Origin of the sequence: Paenibacillus taichungensis, from assembly GCF_013359905.1 — a bacterium.
GTDB classification, from domain to species: domain Bacteria; phylum Bacillota; class Bacilli; order Paenibacillales; family Paenibacillaceae; genus Paenibacillus; species Paenibacillus taichungensis.
This window is the reverse complement of sequence record NZ_JABMCC010000115.1, coordinates 508,915-534,823: the sequence shown is the minus strand read 5'-3', so window position 1 is coordinate 534,823 and position 25,909 is coordinate 508,915. Positions and strand designations below refer to the sequence as shown.

At 46.0% G+C, this 25,909-nt stretch carries 15 protein-coding genes; 1 reads left to right on the top strand and 14 read right to left on the bottom strand.

What is annotated here, in order from left to right:
- Nucleotides 1-186: 186 nt before the first annotated feature.
- From HP548_RS21585 to HP548_RS21550, 8 genes are all read right to left on the bottom strand, one after another.
- Nucleotides 187-3,432, bottom strand: a complete 3,246-nt coding sequence (locus HP548_RS21585) for a glycosyl hydrolase (protein WP_246318151.1) — start codon at nt 3,430-3,432, stop codon at nt 187-189.
- Nucleotides 3,432-5,441, bottom strand: coding sequence for a glutaminase family protein (locus HP548_RS21580; protein ID WP_175382791.1), 2,010 nt, complete (start codon nt 5,439-5,441; stop codon nt 3,432-3,434). The genes HP548_RS21585 and HP548_RS21580 overlap by 1 nt, the downstream gene beginning before the upstream one ends.
- A 142-nt stretch (nt 5,442-5,583) precedes the next feature.
- The gene (locus HP548_RS21575) at nt 5,584-7,236 is read right to left on the bottom strand and encodes an extracellular solute-binding protein (protein ID WP_175382790.1); all 1,653 of its coding nucleotides are present in this window, start codon (nt 7,234-7,236) and stop codon (nt 5,584-5,586) included.
- A 62-nt stretch (nt 7,237-7,298) separates the two neighbouring features.
- On the bottom strand, nt 7,299-8,195 hold the full coding sequence (locus tag HP548_RS21570; RefSeq protein ID WP_063565068.1) for a carbohydrate ABC transporter permease: 897 nt from the start codon (nt 8,193-8,195) through the stop codon (nt 7,299-7,301).
- A 12-nt stretch (nt 8,196-8,207) separates the two neighbouring features.
- The gene (locus HP548_RS21565; RefSeq protein ID WP_082935088.1) at nt 8,208-9,134 is read right to left on the bottom strand and encodes an ABC transporter permease; all 927 of its coding nucleotides are present in this window, start codon (nt 9,132-9,134) and stop codon (nt 8,208-8,210) included.
- Nucleotides 9,135-9,178: 44 nt separating this feature from the next.
- Nucleotides 9,179-12,262 (bottom strand): alpha-mannosidase, encoded by a 3,084-nt coding sequence (locus HP548_RS21560; RefSeq protein WP_175382789.1) that lies wholly within the window; start codon nt 12,260-12,262, stop codon nt 9,179-9,181.
- Between the two features lie 46 nt (nt 12,263-12,308).
- On the bottom strand, nt 12,309-14,513 hold the full coding sequence (locus HP548_RS21555) for a hypothetical protein (protein ID WP_175382788.1): 2,205 nt from the start codon (nt 14,511-14,513) through the stop codon (nt 12,309-12,311).
- 168 nt (nt 14,514-14,681) lie between these two features.
- Entirely contained in the window at nt 14,682-15,830 is a 1,149-nt protein-coding gene (locus tag HP548_RS21550; RefSeq protein WP_076288496.1) for a GntR family transcriptional regulator, read from the bottom strand.
- A 306-nt stretch (nt 15,831-16,136) separates the two neighbouring features.
- Here HP548_RS21550 and HP548_RS21545 point away from each other — a divergent pair, with 306 nt between their 5' ends.
- Nucleotides 16,137-18,191: a GxGYxYP domain-containing protein gene (locus HP548_RS21545; protein WP_175382787.1), complete on the top strand. Its 2,055-nt coding sequence runs from the start codon at nt 16,137-16,139 to the stop codon at nt 18,189-18,191.
- A gap of 216 nt (nt 18,192-18,407) precedes the next feature.
- On the opposite strand, the gene HP548_RS21540 is transcribed toward HP548_RS21545, so the two are convergent.
- The 6 genes from HP548_RS21540 to HP548_RS21515 all read right to left on the bottom strand — a co-directional run bounded on the left by HP548_RS21540 (nt 18,408) and on the right by HP548_RS21515 (nt 25,903).
- Complete coding sequence (locus HP548_RS21540) at nt 18,408-19,556, bottom strand: glycoside hydrolase family 76 protein (protein WP_099854205.1); 1,149 nt, start codon at nt 19,554-19,556, stop codon at nt 18,408-18,410.
- Nucleotides 19,557-19,720: 164 nt separating this feature from the next.
- Entirely contained in the window at nt 19,721-20,608 is an 888-nt protein-coding gene (locus tag HP548_RS21535; protein WP_099854208.1) for a carbohydrate ABC transporter permease, read from the bottom strand.
- Between the two features lie 10 nt (nt 20,609-20,618).
- Entirely contained in the window at nt 20,619-21,569 is a 951-nt protein-coding gene (locus HP548_RS21530) for an ABC transporter permease (protein ID WP_217504772.1), read from the bottom strand.
- 103 nt (nt 21,570-21,672) lie between these two features.
- A complete protein-coding gene (locus tag HP548_RS21525) occupies nt 21,673-23,310 on the bottom strand; it encodes an extracellular solute-binding protein (RefSeq protein ID WP_175382786.1) in 1,638 nt (545 codons plus the stop codon).
- Nucleotides 23,311-23,529: 219 nt separating this feature from the next.
- Nucleotides 23,530-25,182, bottom strand: coding sequence for a sensor histidine kinase (locus HP548_RS21520; protein ID WP_175382785.1), 1,653 nt, complete (start codon nt 25,180-25,182; stop codon nt 23,530-23,532).
- The gene (locus HP548_RS21515; protein WP_246318150.1) at nt 25,151-25,903 is read right to left on the bottom strand and encodes a response regulator transcription factor; all 753 of its coding nucleotides are present in this window, start codon (nt 25,901-25,903) and stop codon (nt 25,151-25,153) included. Before HP548_RS21515 ends, HP548_RS21520 begins: the two co-directional genes overlap by 32 nt.
- Nucleotides 25,904-25,909: the final 6 nt, after the last annotated feature.

Here is a 25,909-nt window from a genome sequence, read left to right as displayed (position 1 = left end):
TTTTAAATCGCTTTCATTACGTGTGAGGTCTTATCATTTGATGAATAACTCGGTTCAAATATAATTATTTCTAGCGAAGTAAAGCTCAGTCTTTTTGTTTCAATGCAAAAAAAGCCGCCAATTTGGCGACTTTAATGTGTTCATATTCTTCCCCGACGAATCCAAACCCTAAACCTGAATCGTGCATTATTTTAATATTTTAGTTACAAGTTTTACCTGCCCATTCATGCCCGAAGGTAGTGAAGACTTTCCGTATAGATTCTCCAGTGTATTAGCCACATGAATGTCGATTACATTATTACCTGGCAGCATGTAAGACGTGACGTTCCAATGATAGGGTGGCCATAACCGGATGCCAACCTGCTCCCCATTCACGTACAGGCAAGCCGTCTCTCTAATGTCTTCCGCTTCCAGCCAAATTTCATTGGCCGTATTCAAGCTGATACCAGACAAATTCACTTGCTGTGAGTACACTCCTGCTCCCGAATAGAAAGGATAACCTTCAACATTCCAAACCCCAGTCATTTGTTCAGGTTCAATGGTTAATGTAGTCTGATTTTGTATAGCAAATGAACCAACCAGATAAGCAGGAAATGAAATGGCTGGCATAGGTTCCAGCAATGAAACCGTGAGAACTTCAAGCTCATTCTCGCCTTTCACCAGATGTTCGGTAATATCCACACCAGCGTAATGAGTATCTTGCCACAGTGAAGGCTGGAGTGCTTCCATCCGTATTCCATTAATAAAGATTTCAACATTACGTCTGCGTTGGAGGAAACCAATATGGGATGGGATTTTTTGCTCGATATCGTCAAGGATTAGCTCGATCGTGAAGATCTGCTCATTTCCAGGTTCGTTTAAATAGACTGCATCTCGCTGTGATTTCACAAGCTCGATCCATTCTTCTGTTACGACAAATGTTGTCCGGTACGTGTTGACTTGGCCTGGCATCGTTGCATTCATTCTGGACTGACGGTCATTCAATGTGACCTTCCACTGATCTAACACAAGCACATTGGGTTCGACGGTCTGAAACTGCCAAGGATCACCTAGTACCAACACATCGGTGGTATGTTGCACTTTATGATTTATAGGCTCTTGCGGTTTGGGATGCGTCGAATCTTCAGTGTGAAGCGGATCAGGTACATGATCCGGTCTAACGGATAGAACCCGAAGCTCTCCCGGTACAAATGTTAGAACAGCATCTTGACTCAACGGGTTTATATCCCCGTTTTCCAAGTTCCATTCTTCCATCTGTTCTTCTATGTGGTCTTTCACAGGTTTCTGATGGAGTTGAATGGTCACGGGCTGCTCCGACCAGTTCATCAGCCATGTGTGCACATGATCTTCAATTTTGCGTTCAACGCTAATGAGATCCTCAGCTTGCCCCTCGATCTGTTTCCAGGCAATGGCTGGTGATGATGTCGTTAACTCTCTTAACTGAACACAAAAGTTCATAAGTGTGTCGTTATGAGCTGTGTTTTTCATGGAATAGAATAGGCTGTACCCTTTGCCAATCGCTTGTAATTCCCCTGGCTGAGGATCGGAGCCATATAGTTCGTTCATATACTTCCGTAATTCCGGATCTTGGCGCTGTCGCTTACTATCACAAGGAATTGCCCCAACCGCTATAAGCGTTCCACCACGGTTTACAAAGGTCACAAGCTGTTTTGCGATATCTACAGACATGACCGTAATTTCCGGCAAAATCAAAATCGAATATTCGTTTAGTACTCCGTTAAACTGATATCCTCCAGCATGAGTAATCTTCGCCTCCCTGAGCTGACACTCATCCACATAATCGTAATCAATAGAGCTGCGCAGCATGCGGTCTGACAATAATGAAAACAGTTGATCCGCAGCTGGATGCTGGTTCGATTCACCGGATAAGAACATATGCTCATATACCGTGTGGATCGGTGATAACAGAAGTACTTCAGGTGTCCGCTTCGTGGAAGAACCCAGTACACTCAACCGACCAAGATAATCGGCAAAAGTCCGATAATGTGGCCAATGCGGTGCATGCTTGAATTCCGTAGGTGGAAAATCCGTTTTCCGATACCCTGCAAATGAATAGTAAAATGCATGCGGGATAAATAAATTAACACCCAAAAATGCCATGAAATTGGCATCAAGCCGCCTTTGTCGCATGGCATAGGCATGACCGCTTGCACCAAATGACTCACAAATAACTCTTTTTTTCCCATCCAACTGTGCGACAGACGCGGCCGTCTTTACGGATACGATACGATGTGGATTCTCCTTTGTACCGATTCCATGTGTTAGGTAGTCCACACCCGCATAATGGAACTGCTGCAATACACGGGTTTGATTACCCTGCGACCGAGCCTGCCCCCAGACGGGTTCTTCCAGCGTATGGCCGATGTACAGCAAGCTGTGTGATTCACACCACGAACGAATAGCTTCATGATAACCTTCCACATACCAACGGGTAATCGTATCATAATAGTCCTGCCTCGCAGACCTGCTGCCATCGGCCATACCATATAACAACGCGCCTAATCTTGGAATCAGATCATATCCGTTCTCCTGCTCATACCGCTCCACCATCCCATGTGTCCAAGCGAATACGATTCCGGGCAGAGTTGCATTCACATCCTGAACCGACGTTCGGATGGCTTCGACTCCAAAAAAACCGTCGTGGATCATGAGCCCAGGTTCATCCGTGAATACACCTTGAATGGTCACTCCGAAATGAGGCTGTAATTGCTGAAACGGCTCGTATGCCGACTGAATGAAAGCCTGCACGGCTTCCGGGTTCAACGTGTCCAGATAATACCCTTTTGCAAACGTGATCCCTTCAGCAATTTCACAGGACCAGCAGGCAAGTATAATATAATCCTCGTCGTTATCAGGCTTCCATTCCTGTCCGTATAACTCTGTAATATCCTCAGGTTGATCATATATCAGCCATTCCCCTTCTTGCTGGATGGCACGATAAGCGAGAATTGCGATGAGTTCATTGTTAGAGTAGGTGGCAAAATCGAGAGATAACATTTCCTGCTGTGCATCGTGTAAATATCTTCGTTCCTCAACCCTCAAGTATCTCATCCGATATTCGGGATACTGCCTGGTCAGTTTACCTCCCAGTGTTCCGCTCGGCCAATTGTCCTCATCATACAGCCAGACAACCATATCACGCTTCTGGCACTCTTTTGTGCAGAAATCCAGCGTATCCATGAACTCTTCTGACAGGTACGAGGCCTGCATCCCGTGACGTGCATGCAATACAACACCGCCAACCCCCGCTTCAACCATGGATTGAATTTGGTTTTCTAGCTCTGGCTTGCTAAAACTGTGGTTCAGAAACCAAAAGGGCTGTGGACGATACGTCGCCTCAGGATTTTTGAACTGCTGTTGTAATTTATGAATATCCGTGATTTTCAACTCCAATTCATCACCTGATCTCATCATGATTTTGATACAGATGTCTTTCTCAGCAAAGGAATGAAAAATCCACCGACAACCGACCGATTTTGAAAATTTAACTGCTTTCCGGTGATGGTGTCATACCAATCTGTAACTGGTACACGGCTCGATGTTTCATTCATAAAGTCCCACAGAGGTGAAATCATCTGTTCGAACTGAAGCTGCGTTTCGCTCATGGAGGCACACCATACGAGCCAATCGGACTTGGTGTATGTCTCACGGCTATCCAGCGGTAGGCCATATCGATTCTGTTTTAGCTGATAATACGCCAACTCTTTAGCAGCCACTTCTTTTGGGAAAAGGTTGAGGTCCAACAAACGATCCCACACCAGATTGTATTTCATGCTCCATGACTCATCCGAGCTGTCAAAAGTCAGCTTGTAGTGATCACCTGCTGTCGCCATGGAGGACCACTCCTTTGCCATTTTTGCAGCCGCTTCACGATAAATGGCACCATCCGGCAAACCAAGTTCATCACACATATACGCATAGGCGGCAATGCCCAATATCGCTTTAATCGATAAGTTCGCATTGTGCGCCAGATGTCCGGCAAAGTCGTCCGTGCACAGTTGATTGTCAGGATCCAGTCCATGTTGCAGCAAATATGAAGCCCAAGTTGTGAGAAGTCCCCAGTGCTCACGTGCAAATTCCGCGTTCTTCTCATATTTGCCTACCGTTGCTGCCATCAGGAGCATATTGCCACATTCCTCGATAGGCATCTGGTATTCAAGTTTGTTCTCTCCGTAAACCTGGCCGTTAGCTTGAGGGTATGTCCCCACGTCATGTGGAGCAAAATCAAACGTCCAATCCGTACTTTCGGCATACTTATAGATTGGACGCATCATACCTTTGACCAATTCGATGTTATACCTCAGAAACAACGGAATCGAGGGGTAGCTCACATCCACCGTCGCGATACAGCCGTTACTAAAATTCTCTTTGGAGAAAAATAATACTTCTCCTGCTTCATCAGCAACCAGTTTATGTGCAGCAATCGCTTGCCGATAGGTCAATGCCAGAATGTCTCTATATTGGTTCCCACCTGTAGCCTGACTCTCCGTTAAGAGTTCCCGATTAAAGCGGTCGCATCGTTGTACTACCTCTTCATATTGATCCGCTGCTTTTACCAGCATCTCCTCAAATGTCATACCATTTTTCTTCCAATACGCATTCAGCGGTTTGTGAAAATATTCAATCGCATGAATATCATCATAGGCGAGCATCAGGTAGCGGGATGCTGGCTCTTCATGGATAAGACCCAAATCCATTTCAGTTGCCATAATAGCCATATCGCCAGATATGGACTTTGGCTGGATAGAATCATCTCCTGTCTTAAAAAGACCTGACCGGGCATACTCCTCACGCTTGGATACCGCATGGATGACCGATTGAGATTGATGAGATCGCTGAACCACCAGATACATATAACCCCAGTCTATTCTCGTATCATCTCCGGCACGTTTTAATATAGGTTGTTCCACCGTTCCTATAGACATGGCGTGTAACTGTTCATTAATTACATGAGACTCCCAGGTGACTTGCTGATCAGGAGTATGTACACACCATTCACCTGTCACATCAAAATAGATTTTCACTTGATGGCCTTGACCATCTATCGCTCGAACATGGAACGTAACATACGTCACAGGTCTGGATAACAGTTCAAGATCATCGAGCAATAGGGGTGTGGTAAAATGAACCTCAAGTGCGATGCCTTCTCCTTCAAAGGTGTAACGGGTAGTCACCGGTTCAACGGTTAGATTCGTCTGATTGAGCACGTCAGGCTCCTCAACGGTTGAAGCTTCGCGAACGCCTACTTTCCCCATAAACCTTCTGATTTTGCCGTCAATGATAATCATGCCAACCATACCTTGAGTTTTGTTCGTCCAGTGCCTGGTGTGATCATCATAGAGATGGTCAGCAGCAGACCATACGCTAAAATAAGGGTCTACCGTGATCAAAGGTACGGAAGGTGGTCTAAACGTCGTCATTTATTACATCTCCTTCAATTCATTTTTCCAACGAAAACTGTGCTTCTTGATCCAAAAGGGAAAGGCTTCGCTCGCCTTGTTAACCAAGGCGCTGCAAAGCCTATTTGATTTCCGTAATAATCGGTAATTTAACCCTTCAGCATCAGTTCGGCATTTGAACAGTTACGATATCTTTCCCTTTCAGATTCTCATTGGTGAACTGCATCGCTTGGTCGTAACCGGTCTTCCGAAGCTGTTCCCTGAGGTCGTTGATAATGCTAAGGGCCGCTTCATCCGATTTTGCGAAAATGGCCTCCTTCCAGGCATCTCCCATCCGGTCCATGGAAGGCTTCAACATTTCCCATTCTGGTGATTTGGTGATCACATCGCCCGGGTTGTAGGCTGTAATTACCTGAATGCCGTTTGGACGCAGGATTTTCCGGGCATTTTCCATGGCATCGAGTCTTTCCTGGTCTGCCCAGATGTCGCCACCTGCTGCCGAATTGATCCGGTCAAGCCCCGTGATCGATTCCAGCCCAATGGAAATGCCCTCGTTTTTGCGAACTTTACCGGATTGATCTGCTGTAAACTTATCGAACCATTCTTTATTCGGTAAAGGTTTACCATCCTTCATATCCCAATGAACCCCTTGAACTCCGTACCGGGCCAGCATGAAGCCTTCGTCAGAAGCCATGTAATCGAGAAACTTGAGCGCTGCATCTACACACGCGCCCTTGCAGCTACTGGTGATAGCCGTTACGTTGTTGCCTTGAATGCCAAGATCAACAGGCCTGCTCGGATCAACATCTGCCCGCTCCAATGGTCCGATTGGGATGTAATCGCTTCCAGGATGTGAAGTAACATATTCTTTGGAGGCGTCCAAAATGGCCGGATAATGTGCGGCAAGGATAGCAATGCGTCCTTGATTAATTTTTTCTTTGGCAATAGGATCCGTCTGAGTAAAGGCTTCGGGGTCCATAAGTCCTTCCTCAACCAGTTTACGATAGAACAGCGTGTATTCTTCGTATCCTTTGGTGAAAAAGTTATGTTCTACCGTTCCGTCACCTTTGTCTACATAACCTGCTCCCGAATAGAACATCGTGTTTCCGATGCCTACGGACCATCCGTTACTAAAGCCTCCCAGTGGAAACACGGGCTGACCGCTCTCCTTCAGGTTGGCATCTTTGATTTTTTGGAGGAAGTTATAGAAGTCTTCCTTCGTCACGACAGACTGAGGATCCACGCCGACTTTCTCAGCGATGTCTTTGCGAACATAGAAGCCATACAGCCAATCCATGCCGTCTTCGTTCGTTGCGGGCTGATTTTGTAAAAGTAAATATTTCTTGCCGTCATACGCATCTATCGCTTTTTCATACAATGCTGGCGGCACATTCTCTTTCGCAATGGATTTCGCCAGGTTTGGGTAATCCCCCAATTTATCGGATATATCTACCAGCTGTCCTTCTTTGGCAGCCTTTATGATCCCGTCCAGCTCGCCGCCCCATGCAGGTCCGGTGTAGATATCCGGCAAATCCTGTGTGGCAAAAATCTGGTTTACTTTCTCCGTCTCGCTGCCTTTCGTATATTCCCACTCTAATGTGACGCCAGTTTTCTCTTTGATGACTTCCTCGACAGGGGTTATCCCATTATCCGATCCGCCTGAGCCATTCCAATTGTGCAAGATTTTGAGTTTATTTCCGTTCTCGCCTTCTGCGCCTTCCCCGTTCCCTGATGAATTCGTGCAACCGCTCAGCAAACCTCCAACCATGATGGACACGAGCAAGATGGATACGCCTTTCGACCAAATCCTGTTCAAACCAATCGCCTCCTTGAATAAATGATCTCGGTAAAGCTCTAGCAAATTCAGGTCAGGATGATCTACCCTTTAACCGAACCAATCATAACCCCCTTCACGAAATATCGTTGTAGAAACGGATATATACATAAGATCGGGAAAACCGTAATGACAAGCAATGCCATTCGAAGTGATTCAGGTGTTGCTCCTGCTCCACCGACTCCACCAACCGTCTGACCACCCTGTTGTGCTGCACGCTGCATCGAATTGGATAATGCCTCTGCTTCTGTCAGCATTTCTTGCAGTAGGGTCTGCACCGGTATCAAATCTTTGTTAGATACGTAGTAGGCGCCAGAGAACCAGTCATTCCAGTGGGCTACCCCAATGAACAGCGAGATCGTTGCAAGTACCGGCCCGGAAAGAGGCAGAATGATACGTACGAAGATTTGAAAATCACCATACCCATCAATTCGGGCCGATTCCTCCAGTTCCTCCGGTATGCCTTGCAGAAATGTCCGAATAATGATGATGTGCATGAAGTTGAACAACAAGGGCAAAACGTATACCCAGAAACTATTAATCAGATGCAGTTTTTGGAGCGTAATGAAGAAAGGGATGAATCCTGCGCTGAAAATCGTAGGTAAAAAGATGTAAAAGGTGAAAAAGGAGCGACCTGGCAATGTTTTTTTGGAAAGTGCATAGGCCATGAGTGTACACAATACAACGTGGAGAAAAGTACCCAGCACGGTGCGCATAATCGTAATTTGATATGCCTTCCAGATCCGTGCGTTATCGAATACCTGAGCATAGTTATCCAACGTAAATTGGCGAGGAAGAAAATAAATCGCGCCTTGCATCGAATCCTTACCGTCGTTCAGTGAATAAGCCAAGATATATATAAACGGGTAAATCATCGAGAATCCAACCAAAGCAAGAAAAATATAATTAAGTACCGAGAATAAGGACCATTTTCGTTCCATAAGGTCACCTCCTTAGAACAGGGATACATCACTGACTTTGCGGGCGATGCGATTAACGGTTACAACCAGAATGAGTGCGATAACACTTTGGAATAGTCCTACAGCTGCAGCGTAACTGAGACGTCCTTCTCGAATCCCGGAGTTAATGGCATGCACGTCCAGTACACTGCCAAGACTTGCGGTTGCCGGTCCATTCAGGAGAAGCAGTTGTTCATAACCTGCGCTCATCAGACTGCCCACAGCGAGTATGAATAATATGATAGCTACATTGCGGATACCTGGAAGCGATACATGCCACATCTGTCTGAAGCGTCCCGCACCATCCATTTTGGCAGCTTCGTAAAGCTGCTGATCAATACCCGCAATCGCGGCCATAAAGATGATGGAATTCCAACCGATATTCTTCCAAATGTCTGAACCGACGATCATCTGATAGAACCATGTTGGATTGTTTAGGAACTGGATCGACTCGGCTCCAAATGAACCTAATAAGTCATTGACTGGTCCCCCATATGGCGTTAGGAGTCGTTGCATCAGCGTAACCACAACGATCCAGGATACGAAATAAGGTAAGTAGGAAAGGGTCTGAACCGTCTTTTTGAATTTAATCATTCTGACTTCATTTAAGAGGAGTGCAAGAATGATTGGCATCGGAAAGCCAATTAGCAGTTTCATGAGACTGATGATGATCGTGTTACGGATGATGTCACCGGATTGATAGTAATTGAAGAACTGTTGAAAGTACTTAAGGCCTGCCCATGGACTTCCGGTGAATCCGCCAACGAAATTGTAATCCCTAAAAGCAACCTGAATTCCATATAACGGTACATAGGAGAACAGGAAAAACCAGACGATTCCGGGCAGCATAAACAAATAAAAGAGTTTATGCTGCCAGATTCGTTTCATCAATCGATTGTTGCTCACTCGTGTCTTGATCACATTCCAACCTCTCCTTTCTCATGATGGACGGTCAACCATCCCAGCTATAACTGTCCTAACTTCAATCGTAACGTGATGATTTCAAATGGCGTGAAGGATAAAGCCATCTCGGATGCTCCTTCATATGAAACGGGTGAAATGATATTTTCCATAAGATCAGTCGTCCAGGCTTCTGCTATATGGAATCCAAGACGTAATGCCGTGGTGGCATGTGTTCCCGAAGTTTCATATAGACGGACGATGATGTCGTCTCCATCCTCAGCTTTTTTGACGGATTCCACCATGATGTGTGGATGATCCGGCTGAAGAAATGCTTTGGAGTACGGGAGCTTACCTTTCTGCTTCGCAGATACAGATGATAAGGAAACTGTACGAAGCGGAATGTTCAGTTCATTACCTCTTCGATAGATCTCAGCCTGAACATGGTTGCCTTGATGCGGATATAACGAGTAGGTGAACGTATGCTCCGCTCGATCCGCTTCCGGATCAGGATACGAGCTGCTGCGCAGCAAATTCAGACCAAGCACATTATCGATGGTTCTATGACCATATTTACAATCATTAAGCAATGCGACTCCATAATCCGGCTCCGATAAATCAATCCACTGATGAGCACATATCTCATCCTTGGCGAAGTCCCACATGGTATTCCGATGAGTTGGTCTGGTCAAACTGCCAAATTGGATCTCACAGTGAACCTGATCTGTACGGATATTCACCGGGAATGAAGTTCGAAGCATTTTCCCGTTCTCTCTCCAATTCACGGTAGTCTCGAAATCAATCCGTCTGCTGCCTTCTGTCAGAACCACGGTCTGGATCAGAGTGGATTCTCCATAGTTATATTTGAAGACCAGCCCGACTTTTGGACCCTCACGAAGCTCGCGAATGTCTTGAAGCGTTAATGGCATACCTGTATGTGCGGAATAGTCATGACTGAAATCCCAAGCATCTCCTTCATCGTGATACACACGAAGTGCATTTCCGAGATGACCTTGCGGAATGACTTCACGCGCTTCAGCCTTGTCCCGGATGGAAATAATGGCTCCATTCCGATCAAACTTCACGATGAATGTGTCGTTCTCCACACAGCGTTCTTCAGCGGAAACGTGAAATTCCGACTCTTGTATTCCCGGAACTAACTGGGCACATGATGCGATCTCAGCTATAGCGCCCTGGTCCACATGATCTGATACCACTGTGTATCCCATGGATGGAACCTGAACCTTGCGCCAGCTTCCATTCGTGTGAATCCATTCCTGACGCTCCCAAGGCAATGAATTGAATATCACCACGGAGGAGCTGGATGAGGATTCGATATTTGGAGAGATCTGGTCTGCCATATGGCTGTAGGTTTCGTTGATCATATTTTCTGTCTGATCTAAAAGTTCTTCATATCGTATGAGTGACTCATCGTACACACGCTTGATGGAAGAGCCGGGAAGGATATCATGGAACTGATACAGGAGGACTTCCTTCCATATCGTTTCCAGTGACTCGGACGGATAAGACCTGCCTAGCTGTGAAGCCACAAGTACTGAGGCGAACTCCAATTCGCGCAGTGCTTTCTCCATCTTCCGGTTATACCGCTTGCTTCGCGCCTGACTAGTCAGTGTTCCTTGATGCTTCTCCAGGTAAAGCTCACCGCGCCATGTCTGGAACCGTTCACGTTCTTCATTAAGTCGTTCGAAAAATTTCCAAGATGGTTCCTGTATAACTGGGGACAAGCCAAGCAGGTTTTTCTCCCGTGTCAGCCGCTCCAAATGCTCTTCGCCAGGCCCTCCGCCTCCGTCTCCTATACCAAAGAGCATTAGCGCATGGTTTGATACATTTTTATCCAAATACCCCTGTTCGGCTTTGATGATCGAACGCGGAGCTGCAGGACTGTTGTAAGTATCCTCTGGCGGCATATGTGTTAATACAGCTGAACCATCAATTCCCTCCCACAGAAAGGAATGATGAGGATGCCGGTTATACTCACTCCAGGAGAGCTTCTGGGTCATCATGTAATCCACACCGGATTTCTTTAATATCTGGGGCAAACTTGCCGAGTAGCCGAATACATCAGGCATCCAGAGCGATTTCATTTCCAGACCAAATTCCTGCTGGAAATAACGCTTGCCATACAAAATCTGGCGTACGAGTGATTCACCACCAGGCACATTGGTATCCGATTCTACCCACATGGCGCCTTGCGGTTCCCATCTGCCTTCACGTACACGTTCCTTGATCTGGTCATAGAGCTTGGGATAATGCTGCTTCATCCAATCGTACAGCTGCGGTTGGCTCGCTCCGAACACATAATCGGGATAACGCTCCATCATGCGAAGCACGGTTGAGAACGTTCTAGCTCCTTTACGGATCGTTTCACGGATCGGCCATAACCAGGCCAAATCAATATGAGCATGACCCACAGCGCTTAGAGTTAAGATCGGATCGCCCCCCTGCAGGGTTAACTGTTCATTTACTCGTTTTTTCGCTTGCTCGACATTCTCTTTCGAGAAATCGATCAACTGTACTGAAATATCATAGAGCGTCTGATAGATTCTCTCCTTCCGGGCGGAACCTTCATGGAGCTGCTCTGCGGTCTCCAAGAGCACCTCGGTATCGTAATAGAGATCCCGAATATCTCCCCTGCAGAAGGCGATGAGTGCTTCTTTCAATGTTCCTCCCCGATACTTGCCGAACAGATCGTTATTGCCTGCATCTGCCCACACTTCAACTTCCTGGCCATTCACAGACGTCTCATTGAGCTGCACGACTCGTTTGCCAGGGAGACCTAATGAAAAATCAAATTCGGAGTTAATCGTCGTCAACCCTTGGATAGGTGATCCTTCATGGTCAACCAGACACAGCTCTCCATTGACATCCAGCAAGAGGACCGTCGTTTGGTTACCTGTGACTGCCGGAAGATTACCTGCAAAACGGAACCAGGCACAGTCCCATAACTCCCCCCATTGTTCTCCTTGCTTGAGTCTCACTTTCGTGCCGGTCATCCGTTCCTCGTAAGGTACGGGCTCTGGTGTAACCCAAGCCGTCACTTCCAATTCGGCAATCGGCTCATATATGGCTTCCCGAAGTTTGTTTAACATCTGTTTTAACCGTTCTGGCCTTATCGGTTCGTAGGGCATGCTAGTATACTCCTCTCTGTTACATCAATCAGGTTGTATTGTGAATTCAGGAAGTCCAGCGGACATGAACCTCTGCATTGTTCTCATTGCCATGTTCGTACTGAAGAAGCACTGTCTTTGAATCCGGGTCCCATTCCCACACCACTGGGGCCATCTGCTCTCGAACCACATACTCGGCAGATAATGGTTTACCCTTGCAGTACAACCTTGCGGTTGCCTTCATGTTGGCAGGTCCTCTTGCAATGAATCGAAAACCTGTGTTCGACTGGGATAGACCTTCTATTCGGGAAGAAGCAGCAATGACGGATACTTCTCCAGCCGTTGGACGACCCGCTTCAATATCATAGAGCAAGGCTTGCTCTCCCGGATTTAGGGTCAACTGACTCAGCACTGAGAGCTTTGAATCAAACAAATCCACAATTGGACCTGGAATGACTACTGCCTCTTCGCTGACCGATTCATCGAGAACCGATACGATTAGATAGGGACCTCGTCTAATTTTGAAATAAGGCTTCGATTCCCACTGTAGTTCTGGTCCGTGGACAGCTTCCATTGTTTCTTTGACAGAATGGCGCAGCCGATCAGCCCCTGCCTTGGATAAAGTGAAGTCAGTCGGATGTTCTTTCAGCCAGCAAACTACCCCTTTTCCTACCTTATTGACACCTTGCCTCTTATCTTTTAGACCTAGCTGTTCAAACAAATGTGATCGAGGGGAGTTATACGACTGACCTGACTGACCTTGCTTGCGGTCATGATTCCACCACGCACGAATGTCGTGATACGGGTCGCTGTCATCGCCTACATAGATTAACGCTCCACCATCCTGTATCCACTGTGCAAGGGCATAATGAATGTCCGGATATTCCGGTTTGATAAATTCATAGCTCAGTATGAGTACACGATAAGTTGCCAAGTAACCCGGATACCGCCTTACATTATCCAGTTGAAGTGGACGGACAGGAATACCATGTTTCAATAACGGCAGTGTCAGACCGTAAAAAGGAGAGAAATCTAGCAGTTCTGTATCGCCATCCTCCTGGAATCCTTCAGGATCTGTTCCATCATATTTACCGGCATGAGGTGCATTAGGGTCTGGCTTCATTCGTTGAAACATCGCTGAGTCTGCAATAAAAACGCCAACTTGTAATGGCTCCTCTGCTGTTTCAATCACATCCTGATTCATGTTACCAAGGGTGTGCATGACCTGAAGCAAAGTTGTGGCATAGTCTGACGGAATTTGCTCCTTACCAGTGCCATCCTCGGATGGATAAGTGCCTTGAAAGATGCGTCGAGGCCAAGGTGCGACTTCATAATGAGCGACCCCGGGATGCAGCAGTGAGGCAACCACCGTTTTTAAATAGTTCTGGCGGTAATCAGCCCAGGTGTAATTCGGGTTATCTTCGATCGGATCATGCAGGAACCACATTCGTCTGTCGGTCCCACGAACCAGTTCCTGCATGACGCCGTATTCGAGGTAAGCGGTTTCAAACGTACGTTCCTTACGCAACCCTTCATACACATTGGGGGTTCGGGATGTCCCGGTCCAGATCTGTGCAATATACCCATCGATGGAGGGCAGCTCTAAGAGTTGAGATTGTGGACTGACAATACGCCACTGTGTGTAATTAATCAGACTATGGGTCGGAACATAAAAGCGAAGAACACGATCATAACGTTTTAACGCGTAGTCCTTCATCTCGGCACATAATCGGTCCAGGACACGTGTATATAAATATGCCTTTAATTTGGAAGCTCGAAATTGTGCATCAGGTGAAGCGTGTGGCGGAATCCAAGGCTCTTTGTAATACAACTGCCATTCCCGTTTAAAAGCTTCCGAATAGCCTCCATTTACCCAGAATTCAGGTTCCTCCAGATGGATGGCTTCCACACCGGCGTCAACGGCAATACGTATTCGATCCGCTATGTAATGACCAAAGGAAATGGTAGGCACCATGTATGGAATAACTGGTTCGCTCCCATGAAGAATCATGTTGCCTTCCCGGTCCATTTGAGCTTCATCCCAATGTACTGCCCCATCGACCTCGCCATCCAGATAGCTGTTATAGGTCCCCCAAGCAACTCCAGTCATCAAATGAACCACATATCCTTTTTCTTTCCACTTCAGAATGCGTTCCTGCATCGACTCATCAATCCCGTAAACCATCACAAAGTCAGTCTGCAGATCATAATCCGGATGGTAAGCAGCAGATTCTTGAAATCCGGTACGCTCTTCCTTTCGATCTCGTGCCATTTTCTTAACCTCCCCAAGCTCGTATTTGATTTGGGTTGCAATGTATGACTATCCATCATTTTCTAGACTATAATATATGATATGAATATATTCAATATGTTTTTTATACAAACATAAAAAAAACCTTCTCCGCTTCTCTCCGGAAAAGGTTTTCTTTTCTTGTGAAAATTAAGCTTGAGGAACCGTTCCGGTGGTTTGACGTACGACCAGTTCGGGTTCAATCAGCATTTTGCTATAACTTTTCGCTTCCCCATGACCACGTAATACTTCAAGTAATTTAGCAGCTGCCCGATACCCCATATCCCGCTCAAATTGCTTAACATGGGTAAATATACTGAATTCCTCCACGATTGAGGTGGGATCATCGAAGCTTACAATCGATACATCTTCAGGCACTCGAAGCCCGGCTTGTTTGGCCATTTGATAGATTTGCACACCTAACCTGCCGTTAAGCGAAACATAGGCTGTGACCATCCGGTTTTGGATATATCTATACAAAGGGTGGGCCTCCGCTTCCTTAAGTTCAGTTAGCGGTTGGAAATCGGTGATCATATGAGCGGGATTGATTAACGCGCCTTTGCCTTTTAAAGCCTCAATATAACCTTCAATCCGCTCCTGAACCGTAACTGTCTGAAGGGGAGAATCCGAGCAAATAGCGATATCCCGGTGCCCCAGCTCCCATAGATGCTCCACAGCTAGCCTTGTGCCCCGTCTGCCATCTGCCGCAATATAATGTGTCTCGACCCCTGGCAAATAACGGTCCATCAGTACAAAAGGAAAACCCGAGAGCTTCATGCCGAGGATCTCCTCGTTGTAGTTCTCTTCATCCACAGGAAAGATTAATAGACCTTCTGCCCCAAGCGCCTTCATTTCCTTGATGACATCCTTCTCTTTATCCACCTTGCCATGCGTAAACATGATCATGCTGCGATATCCTTCGTCACGCAAGGCTTGCTCAATTCCCTCAACGAGCCGGATGGCAAAATAATCATGGATGGAGGGCACAATGATGCCAATCATTCCTGTAGACAGTGTCCCCTCTCTACCTTTCATTGTGTTCGCTTGCGTTGAGGTCATAGAAGCACTATCTGCTTCTTCAGCTACAAAACTGCCTTTCCCCGGCACACGGGCAATTAACTTTTCATTTGCTAATCCGGTCAAGGCATTGGCAACTGTAATTTTACTGACCTGAAACTGATCCATCAGTTCCTTCTCTGTCGGTATGCGATCACCGGGTTTCATATTTTCTTGAGTTATGACATGTCTGATATAGTCCTGGATTTGTTGATACAGTGGAATTCGATCATTTGTACTCATTTTGATCACATCACCAATTCATTCATAATATTTGAGATATATAATATATCCTTTCACCTGCAAGTGCAATAAACAAGCTGAGCTTATCTGCAGTTGCAAAGAACATCTCCTTGATATCATCGCATTTAATATGCCTGATTTCCAGGAATAATGGGAAGTTTTGTCGAACCCCTTGTAAAATTATATATGAATATATTTAATATGTGTTGGATAGAGATGTGTGGATTGGCTTTTGACCAAAAAAGGAGGGTGGGTATTACGAAGGCACAGCTCTAATTCTTGACTATAACAAGGAGTGAATTCGCCATGGCTCGTAGATTCACGATGCTCTGTTTAGCTCTCATATGCGCTTTTTCATTAACCGCCGGCGCTGCTTCAGCTTCGAAAACGGATGTACAGACTGCCAAACCTGATGGGTCCAAACACCGTGAACTGCCAAGTTTCAAAAAGCCTAAACATTTGGATGCAGCCGACATCTATGATGCGCCAGGTGACATCAAATTGTTGCTGGGAACATTACAGGGAATCGTTAACAGAGAACAACCCCGAATCTATCTGATTGAGTCCCAGGAAGAAGGTAAATTGACCTGGCTTAAGGATATCAAGGTGCCTTACACGCTTCATCAGGATTATTGGGAAGTGTTCTCTGCTTATCGCAACGAAGTCAAAGGCATGGTTGTATATGATCCCCAAGTACCTGATACAATCAACGTAGCAACCACGCTCGCAGGATTGAAAAATGCTGTGGTTGCCAGTCCCGAGTTAGCAGTCAAATTGTCCAAAGCCCCTTACAAATTGAAGATTGTGGATGACCTGCGTGGTAAATTCAATAGTAGGATAGATGCCTATACCTGGCAATATGAGAATCTGTGGAAGAAAACGAACCACCAAATGTTAATTGGACTTGATCCGGATACAGCGATTCGCATCCCTTCCGGGATGCCTGAATCCTTTGTTACGATAACGGAGGAAAAACAACAGATTCGAGATGCAAGCAACCGTAATACGTATTCCCTGGATCTTTCTACACTCTTGGGAAAATCTTCAATATATCTCCGATTTGATGACGCCTTTACTCAAGATGGCTGGGGACCGGCTGTACATGAGGTTACGGTCAAGGCGGATGGAAAAGAGATCGCTAACTTCATTGCAGGAACACCGGAAGAAGAACAATTCCTGTATGATAGACAAAATTCCAAGGTTGCTGAAGGAGAAGGCGGCCACCGTTTCGCCGATAATGGCAATTATTTTGTGTATGAATTCAGTCCTCCTGTAGGTACTCAGAACCTGACGGCTGAAGTGGACATGTGGAATCAGTATAAAGTATCCGCGGGTAATATCCGCCCTCTCTCCGCTGAGCAACGGGAGCCTTATGCATATTTAAGGGATTATGCAGTCGCTAATAAAGCGATGGTATTCTGGCTGGATTCCAATATACCTGAGCAAAAAGCACTCTTCGAGAAGATCATGTCTGATGTAAAACCCGGAACTCCCTACCTTGGCTGGTTTAGCAATGATGTCGAAGGTGAGTTCAGCTCCGTTGAGATCGCATCTCGATATGGCGTCTATGTTCTCGCAGCCGATTGGTTCAGCAACCTGACTGTTTTCTCGGGGACAAAACCGAATCTCACCCCGGTGAAAAAATCTCCGCGACCTGCGCTGGAGAACAAAATCTATGTAACGTATACCTTTACGGAAGGCGATAATTTTCAGTATAACCAGCATCGCATGCGTGTGATGTGGGATGATCCGGCCAGAGGTAAGGTTCCGATTAACTGGACTTCAAGTCCGCTTCTCTACGAAGGTGCACCAGCAATATTGAATTATTATGTAAACACTGCGACCCCAAATGACCTGCTGATCGCAGGACCGTCCGGTGCAGGATACTTCTATCCAGAGGCATGGCCCGACTCAAGCTTCCGGCAATTTTTGCAGCAAACCGAAAAATATATGAAAAAGACCGGCATGACCATTCCTTATGTGTTGAATCGTATAGACAGCGAGAATGTACCTCTCACGCCTTTTAAAGCCAAGGCTTATGCACAGGATTATCATGCGCCCGGCTTATTCATCAGCTATGAAGACAACTATGGTGTGGAAATCGTTAACGATAGCCTACCCGTATCCACAATTCGTGGAATAAGTACGGTGCAGGACGGATTACAAGTGCTGAATGAAGCGAAAGCGAATTGGGATGGTAAGTCCCCATTGTTCGTTTCCCTTGGATTGCTTGCATGGAGCACGACTCCATCCGATGCACTGGCAATCACCGAAGAACTCGGAACAGAATTCAAGGTTGTCCGTGCTGATGACTATTTCTCCTTAATCCGAGAAAACTACCACTTACCCCCTAGCAAGTAATAACCATACTTACAATGAATCTGCAGACACATAAAAGCATCGTACCCTGAGTAATTGGGTACGATGCTTTTTTCGAATGAAACCTCACCGCTGATCTACCGTTTAACAGTGACACCGGAACATAACAGCACCGCATGATCTTTCTTTTGGAAAAAATCATGCAGGCGCTGACCTCTAATCATAACTATCCTATTAACCTATCATCCACTCAAATGCCTACTTCTTCACTGGTTTATCCGGTTTACCTGGTTTATCCGCTTTGCCTGCTTCCAGTTTAGCCGCTCCTTCCAGCAGAAATACGCCGCTTAGCTGAGCGGTAAGGTCGAGTGGGTTCTGGGCTGCTTTCCCCCAAGCTTGACCGAATAATCCATTGTCCCGGCTACCTTTCAGTAAGGCATCGGCATTGCGATAAACCGCCTTTTTAAGGCTCTTGTTATGCCCGACTTCATACAACTCAACCATGTAGCGGATCAGTATGCCTTTGAACAACGCACCGTCCCCGTCGCCGTCCTCTTTAAATATTCCCGTCTTCTCATCCGTTAAGGTCTTCAGAGAACCTGCTGCCGTTTTCTCGGCATCTTTCAAATACGTCTTCTTCCCTGTTATCCGGTAGAGTTCAACACCCGCTCCGATAAACGTGCCTTGATTGTACGTGAATATCCATGCTTCATTCACATCCAGTGTGCCATCCTCCTTCAGCACCAAACCATCCGCTACCAGGCCCGTTTGCGGATTTACCAGATATTGTTTCTCCCAATCATATATTTTTTTGGCCCATTCCAGATCCCGCTCATCGCCAAAACGTTCATACAGCCTTGCAGCCAAGATGGCGGCAGGCCCACTGGAGCATGCATTTCGGTTATATCGCTGATCCTTTTTCCAAGCCATACCGCCAAGCTCATCTTCCCACCAGGCGGTCTTGATATCATCCCACAAATCCAATACGTATCCCTTCATCTCTTCGCTGCCTGTTGCATCATACAGACGAAGTCCAGCAAGAGCAAGCCATTCCATATCATCGTAAAATTCATTGTGAAGTGAACCGTTGCGAGCAATGATACTACGAACGAGTTCTTCCGCACGTTCAGTGTACGCTTTGTCTCCTGTACGTTCATATCCGTCCACCAATGCATCAACCGCATGAGCCTTCCACCAGTAATTCAAGGCCTGTTCACCTTCTGGTGTTGATGGATAAGCATTATTCATCATTTTTGATACATCATTCCAGTAGTATTCATGCAGCTTCTCTTGCGCCCACTGCGCCTGATCGGCATAGCGATTCTTGCCACCACTTGTTGCCCCCATGGTGGTAACCAGTATAATGCTGAGTACCAGCGTGAGGCTCACCATTTTCCTTTTGTTCATCAGATCCCTTCCCTTCTCCAGTCGACGTTTAACTAACAGTTCACTCGTAAAGCTGTGTCAATCCCTTGCTCCAGCTCAGAACATTCCTGTACCTGACGACGTTGCGTGCCTTCACCCCCTTCCACATTTCTCAGACAGACGGCTAATGATGCTGATAATCAGAACTATTCTTTTACGGCTCCGAGTACGATTCCGTGGATTAGATAACGTTGCAGAAAAGGATAAATCAGCAGAATGGGAATCATGGATACCAGAATTTTGGCAGAATTCAACGTTGTATTGGAGATTTTATTGAACTGCTGCAGCTGTTCGACTGAAAGATTCTGCATCTGATCCCGTGTGAGGCTGAGCTGCTGCAGATAGGTCTGGAGCGGGATTTTGGAGCTGTCGTTAATCAGAATGATCCCGTCAAAGAAATTGTTCCAGTGCCCGACAATGACAAACAGCATGATGGTTGCCAGACTCGGCATGGAAATGGGGATGAAGATTTTGAGCAAAATTTTAAGCGGACTGGCACCGTCAATGAATGCGGCCTCTTCCAGTTCCTTTGGAATTCCCTTGAAGAAGTTCATGAGGAGAATTACATTAAAGACAGGAACTGCCCCCGGCAAAACTAGCGCCCAAATGCTGTTGATCAACCCCAACTTGCTGATGACCATATACCAGGGTACGATTCCGCCGCTGAACAGCATTGTAAACACAATAATCCACATATATGTGTTTCTCGATCTGAATTGTGTGACGCTTCGTGACAACGGATAGGCCATGAGAATGGTCAAAAACATATTGATTGCTCCTCCAAGCACCACCCGCTCGACCGAGATGACAAAGGCCTTCCAAAACTTCGTATCATTCAGAATCTGGCCATACGATGAGAAATTCAGCTCCACTGGAAAAAAATAGACCCGACCTGCATTAACAGCCGTACTACTGCTGACAGACATCATAATGGTATTGACAATCGGCGCCAAGGACATGAACGTAATCAGAATTAACGCAAACATAATCAACAGGCGGGATAGCCTGGAGCCGAGCGATTTGGATTGAATCATGCTAACCCTCCTAGAAAATTCTGTACCCCGCATACCTCGAAGCCAGTCTGTAGGAAATCACAATCAGAACAAAGCTGATCACCGATTTCATCAGTCCAATCGCTGTTGCAAATGAATATTGCATGTTGATCAGACCCATACGGTACACAAAAGTATCAATAATATCGCCCGTTTCATATACCAGCGGATTATACAGGTTAAACACCTGATCAAAACCCGCATTCAGTACATTACCAAGACTCAGCGTACCCAGCAGGATAATCGTCGGGAACATACCCGGCAGCGTGATATTCAGCGTCTGTTTCCAGCGACTTGCGCCGTCCATTGCGGCAGATTCGTACAATGCAGGATTAATTGCCGTTAATGCAGCTAGATAGACTATCGTCCCGTAGCCAAATTCCTTCCACGTGTCCGTCACAATGAGCAGCGGCCTGAACCAGTCATTGCTCGCCAAGAACATAATTCGCTCCAAGCCTAGAAACTCAAGGAAGTTGTTCACCATGCCATCGAAGGAAAAGATCATGGTCAGCATCGTGCCCAGAACCACCCAGGACATAAAATGCGGCAAATAGACGATGGTTTGAATCGTACTCTTGAATACCTTCAGACGCACCTCATTTAACAGCAGAGCGAATACGATAGGTACAATCAACCCTAGAGCAATCTTTCCAACTGCGATGACCAATGTATTAATGAAAATCTGCTTCGCGTCCGGGAGTTGAAACATATACGTGAAATTGGATAGCCCTGCCCATTTGGACCCGAATATTCCTTTGGCAGGAATGAACTTTTGGAATGCCATCACAACCCCGAACATCGGTACAATTGAGAAAATGAACAGCATGATCATGCCAGGCAGCAGCATAAAATGATAGGTCATTTCATCAAAAGTTTTACGTTTCTTTTTCCTCCCGTAACGCACTTCCCGCTCTTCACTAACGGTTGTTTCCATTTGAGCCATCGTCCTTTCCACCTCCATCATGTGCCTAATTGGACAGGATTTATCGGCGAAAGCCCGTGCGAAAGTCCACGATCAGGCTTCCGCACCTAAGCTCACGCAATCGTCATCTTTTACTCATCTCGTTAACTTCTTCTGTAATCTCATCGCCACCCGTACGTTTCCAAGTGTCGACAAACTTATCGAATTCATCTACAGGCGCTTCCCCCATAATGATCTTGAGCATGGTTTCCTCTTCTAGCTTCTGCAGATTCGCCCACTTCAGCTTCATCGTCTCAGTTGTTCCATAAAAGCCTGCGGGGATCACTTCCAGGTTCGGATTGTTCGCCTCACGCTGCCCTTCGATCCGGGAGAGGTATTCACCGTAGGTATTTGCATCAATCGCATTTCCTTTCTCTTTGAATGCCTGATAGGCCTTGAAAGAAACGACTCGGTCTTCCTGAACAGCAGAAGCATCACCTGCCTCATCTGCTTTGATCAGATCATCGTAATAACGCTTGAGTACATCATCATAATCGACTTGCATCGGAATCTGGGTAGGATCATTGTTCCAGCGGCTTGCATCGGTCAGCAACTCGTCGGGATGCTCTTTCTTGTAATTGATTGCGTCTTCCGTTAAGGAGTACAGAAAATCCGTTGTTAAATTAACTGATTTCATGATCGCTTCAGGATGCGCAAAGTCCTTCTTCACAACGACGATGCCGCCGCCCACCGGATCTTGCCGGATCGTCTTGAACTTGCCATTCTCATCTACTGGTGCGGATACGGCAACCCAGACTGCTTCAGGATCTTGCTTAATGGAATCCTTGTAGTTGGTGTAGCCAATCCACCATGGATTAAATACCATTCCTGCCTGTCCGTTGATAACTAGGGCTTCCTTCTCTTCGTTCGACCGGACAGCAAACTGTTTATCAATCAAACCTTCTTTATACATGGCGCTCAGCTCTGTCAGCGCTTGCTTCACTTCGGGTTGAACAGATCCATATTCAACCTGACCGTCTTTCTGAATCCAGTTCATCGGAAAGGCACCGTGTGCAGCAAAGATCGGCGTAAAATTCATCGCATTGGAATCCATGACCATGCCTACCGTCTTGCCTGTTCCCGAAACGTCCTTCTCCACAAACGTTCTTGCGAGATTCCATACATCCTCAACGGATTCCGGGAGCTTCGCGCCTACTTTATCCACCCAGTCCTTCCGGACCCACAGCAATTGGTGCTGGTTTCCGATATTCGTCATAGGCAGACCCATGATTTTTCCGTCCACCTTTACCTGATTCAGTAGCAAATCTCCGTAGGAACCATAAATATTTTTAACACCCTCGGATGCTGTCTTCTCGTAAACCTCTGTCATGTCGGCAATGAGATCGTTATCCACCAGTTGATTAAATATTTCGCGGCTGACAAGCATTACATCCGGGAGGTCACCTGTCGTCATCGAGAGTGATAGCTTCTGATCCATATCATCTGTTTCCCAAGCTACCTTGGCCTTGACGTTCACCCGGTCTTCTACATAGCGTGTAGCCAGATTGTTTTCAATAGTATCGCCGGCAGGCAGATTGTTCACATGATTGGTATTTCGGCCAATCGTAAATTCCACGGGTGTCTCATATTTACCATAAGGTTCATAGTCCTGTTGTGAAATTTGCGGTTGTGCACTCTCGTTATTGCCCCCTGTACAGCCACTGATTACAGCCATCATCATGCTTCCAATCAGCAGCGTAGCCATCTTAGTACGCTTCTTCATCCTGTCATCCCCTTTATCTGATTTGCTTTTGATAACCAAATTGTATGCGTTTTCAAAATTGGCGTATATGCCACATTTTTCGGATATGTAACACTTTTTTTATGACCTCCACTTTACTTTATTTCTCTGTGTTTAAATTTTATAAACAGTAACAAATAAGCGGTCGCAACAGCAACCGCTTCAGTACTAGCGCTATGTTTTTAATATAGTTACACGCAATCATGTGGCAGGAAGTACGATTGACACTTCCGTTCCGTTGCCTGGTTCACTATGAATAACAAGCCCGTAATCCACACCATAATACAGCTTGATTCGGTCATTAACGTTTCGGACACCACACCCGCCGTTCTCTCCTGTTAACAAACCTGCTGTCTGTATAGGCGTCATGCCAACACCGTTATCACGAACGGTTAATTTAATCCCCTCTTCCACCCGGCTAACCGCTATGTGAATTTGACAATCGGACGCAACTGCCTCCACAAAACCATGCTTGATGGCATTCTCCACAATTGGCTGCAAAATAAAATGAATCACCTCTGTATGTAGTACATCGCCATCGATATGATAATCCACATCAAATCGACCATCGTTCATGATGAGCTGCAAATCCAAATATGCCTTAATATGCTGCACCTCAGCCGCAATGGTGGCCATATTCTTCCCCTGGTTAAGTGTTGTCCTATAGAAACGGGCTAATGCAGATACCATATAACTCGTTTCTATATCCGCCCTTTTCTCAGCCCTCCAGCGTATAAATGAAAGTGTATTATACAGGAAGTGAGGGTTGATCTGACTAATCAACTTGTTATATTCACTTTCCTTCTTGGCAATTTCGGCGTGATACACCTGGGAGATCAGGCTGTTGATCCTTGTCAGCATTTTACCAATACCGTTAGTCAGCTCACCAAATTCATCTCTGGATGAACTTCGGATAATCACATCCAGATTGTTCCGCTCAACCTTGTCCACCTTGTTCTTGATATGGATAATTCTTTGCGTAAAGTTATTAGAAATAACATAAATGAGCAAGAAGGTAATAATCAGGCTGAGGATGATGACAAACAGCGTAATTTGAAAAATACTCATTGCATTGGCGTACGCATTGGTATTCAGCAGATTATAGTGAATGGTCCAGCCGTTGTTGGCGAGTGAGCGGCTAAGACTCAGATCGCCAGACTCCTCAACTTTCAAACCTGCGGCCGCAGCAACATGCTCATGGTTTTCCTGAAAGATCACATGCTGCTTCGCATCCTCAATATAAACGGCTACATGTTCCGACAGATTGTCCAGGTCTGCAAAGATGCTATCATGCTGAATGGAGATCACCATAAAATTGCTGTCTTTCGGATTGCTGATCAATTCCTGAACGAGATAAAGCTTCTCCCCATCCACAATCCAGCGTCTGCCTCGAAATCCGTCATACCAGGACTTGCTCTTGAGATCCCCAATTGGCAAAATATTATTGCGGATTCCCAATAACTCCCCGGACGTATAAAAGGTAATGTCTTCAATATCATCATCCATCAGCCGGATGTTCGAGATCAACGGCTCCAGGATATCCCGGAAATCCAGGTACATATTATAATAATTTTCTTCGTAGTCTTTCGTAAATATTTGCGATAAATCCCGATTCAGCACCATGAACTCACTTAACGTGTTGTACCGATTAATCTTATAATCCATAATGTTAGACACCTGTTCCAGACTCGCTTCTGCTTCACTCCGCAACTCCTTCATTTGAATTCGGTAAGATTGAATGAAGGAGAGCAACCCCAGCAGAAGAATCGGAATGAGTGCGATCACCAAATGCGACAGCAGCAGCTTGTTTCGGAACTTGATATCATTGAATTTGCTCTTGATCCATCCGATCATGAAGCACCCCGCACTCTCTGAACTGTAACGGACTGACACCGAATCTGTTTCTGAACAGCTTGGCAAAATAAGAATGATTGTCTATGCCAACGGCCCCTGCAATATCATTGATTTTCATATTCGAATGAGCCAGCAGATGGCTTGCACGCCGCAAACGGTAATCGGTCAAATATTTCGAGAAGTTTTCCCCGGTCTCTTTTTTAAACAAAATGCTCAAATACCCTGGAGATAGATAAACATCGTGGGCTGCCTCGGACAATGAAATATCTCTCTGATGGTTATCCTTCACATAATCCTTCACCTGTTGAATGACCTTCGATTCCACTGATTCCGGTTCGGGACCTCCGCCATAAGCACGGATATGCGTAATATCTTCCATCACCTGTAAGAACTCTTCCCTGACCAGTGGCTTGAGCAAATAATTAACTACACCTAGCCGAATCGCACTGCGGGCATATTCGAATTCATCATAACCGCTGCAGATGACAATCTTTATGTTCTGCTGCGTTTTCCTGGCTTGTTTGCTAAGCTCCAGTCCGTCCATAAGCGGCATTTTGACGTCGGTGATAAGGATATCAATCGCGTTCTGAACCAGAATTCGCTCTGCGCTCATCCCGTTCTCAGCTTCCAATACTTGAAAGGGAAAGCCGTAGTGAGAGATCAAATCCTTAATGCCTTCTCTTTGAACGCTCTCATCGTCAACAACAAGAACATTAAACATCATGAC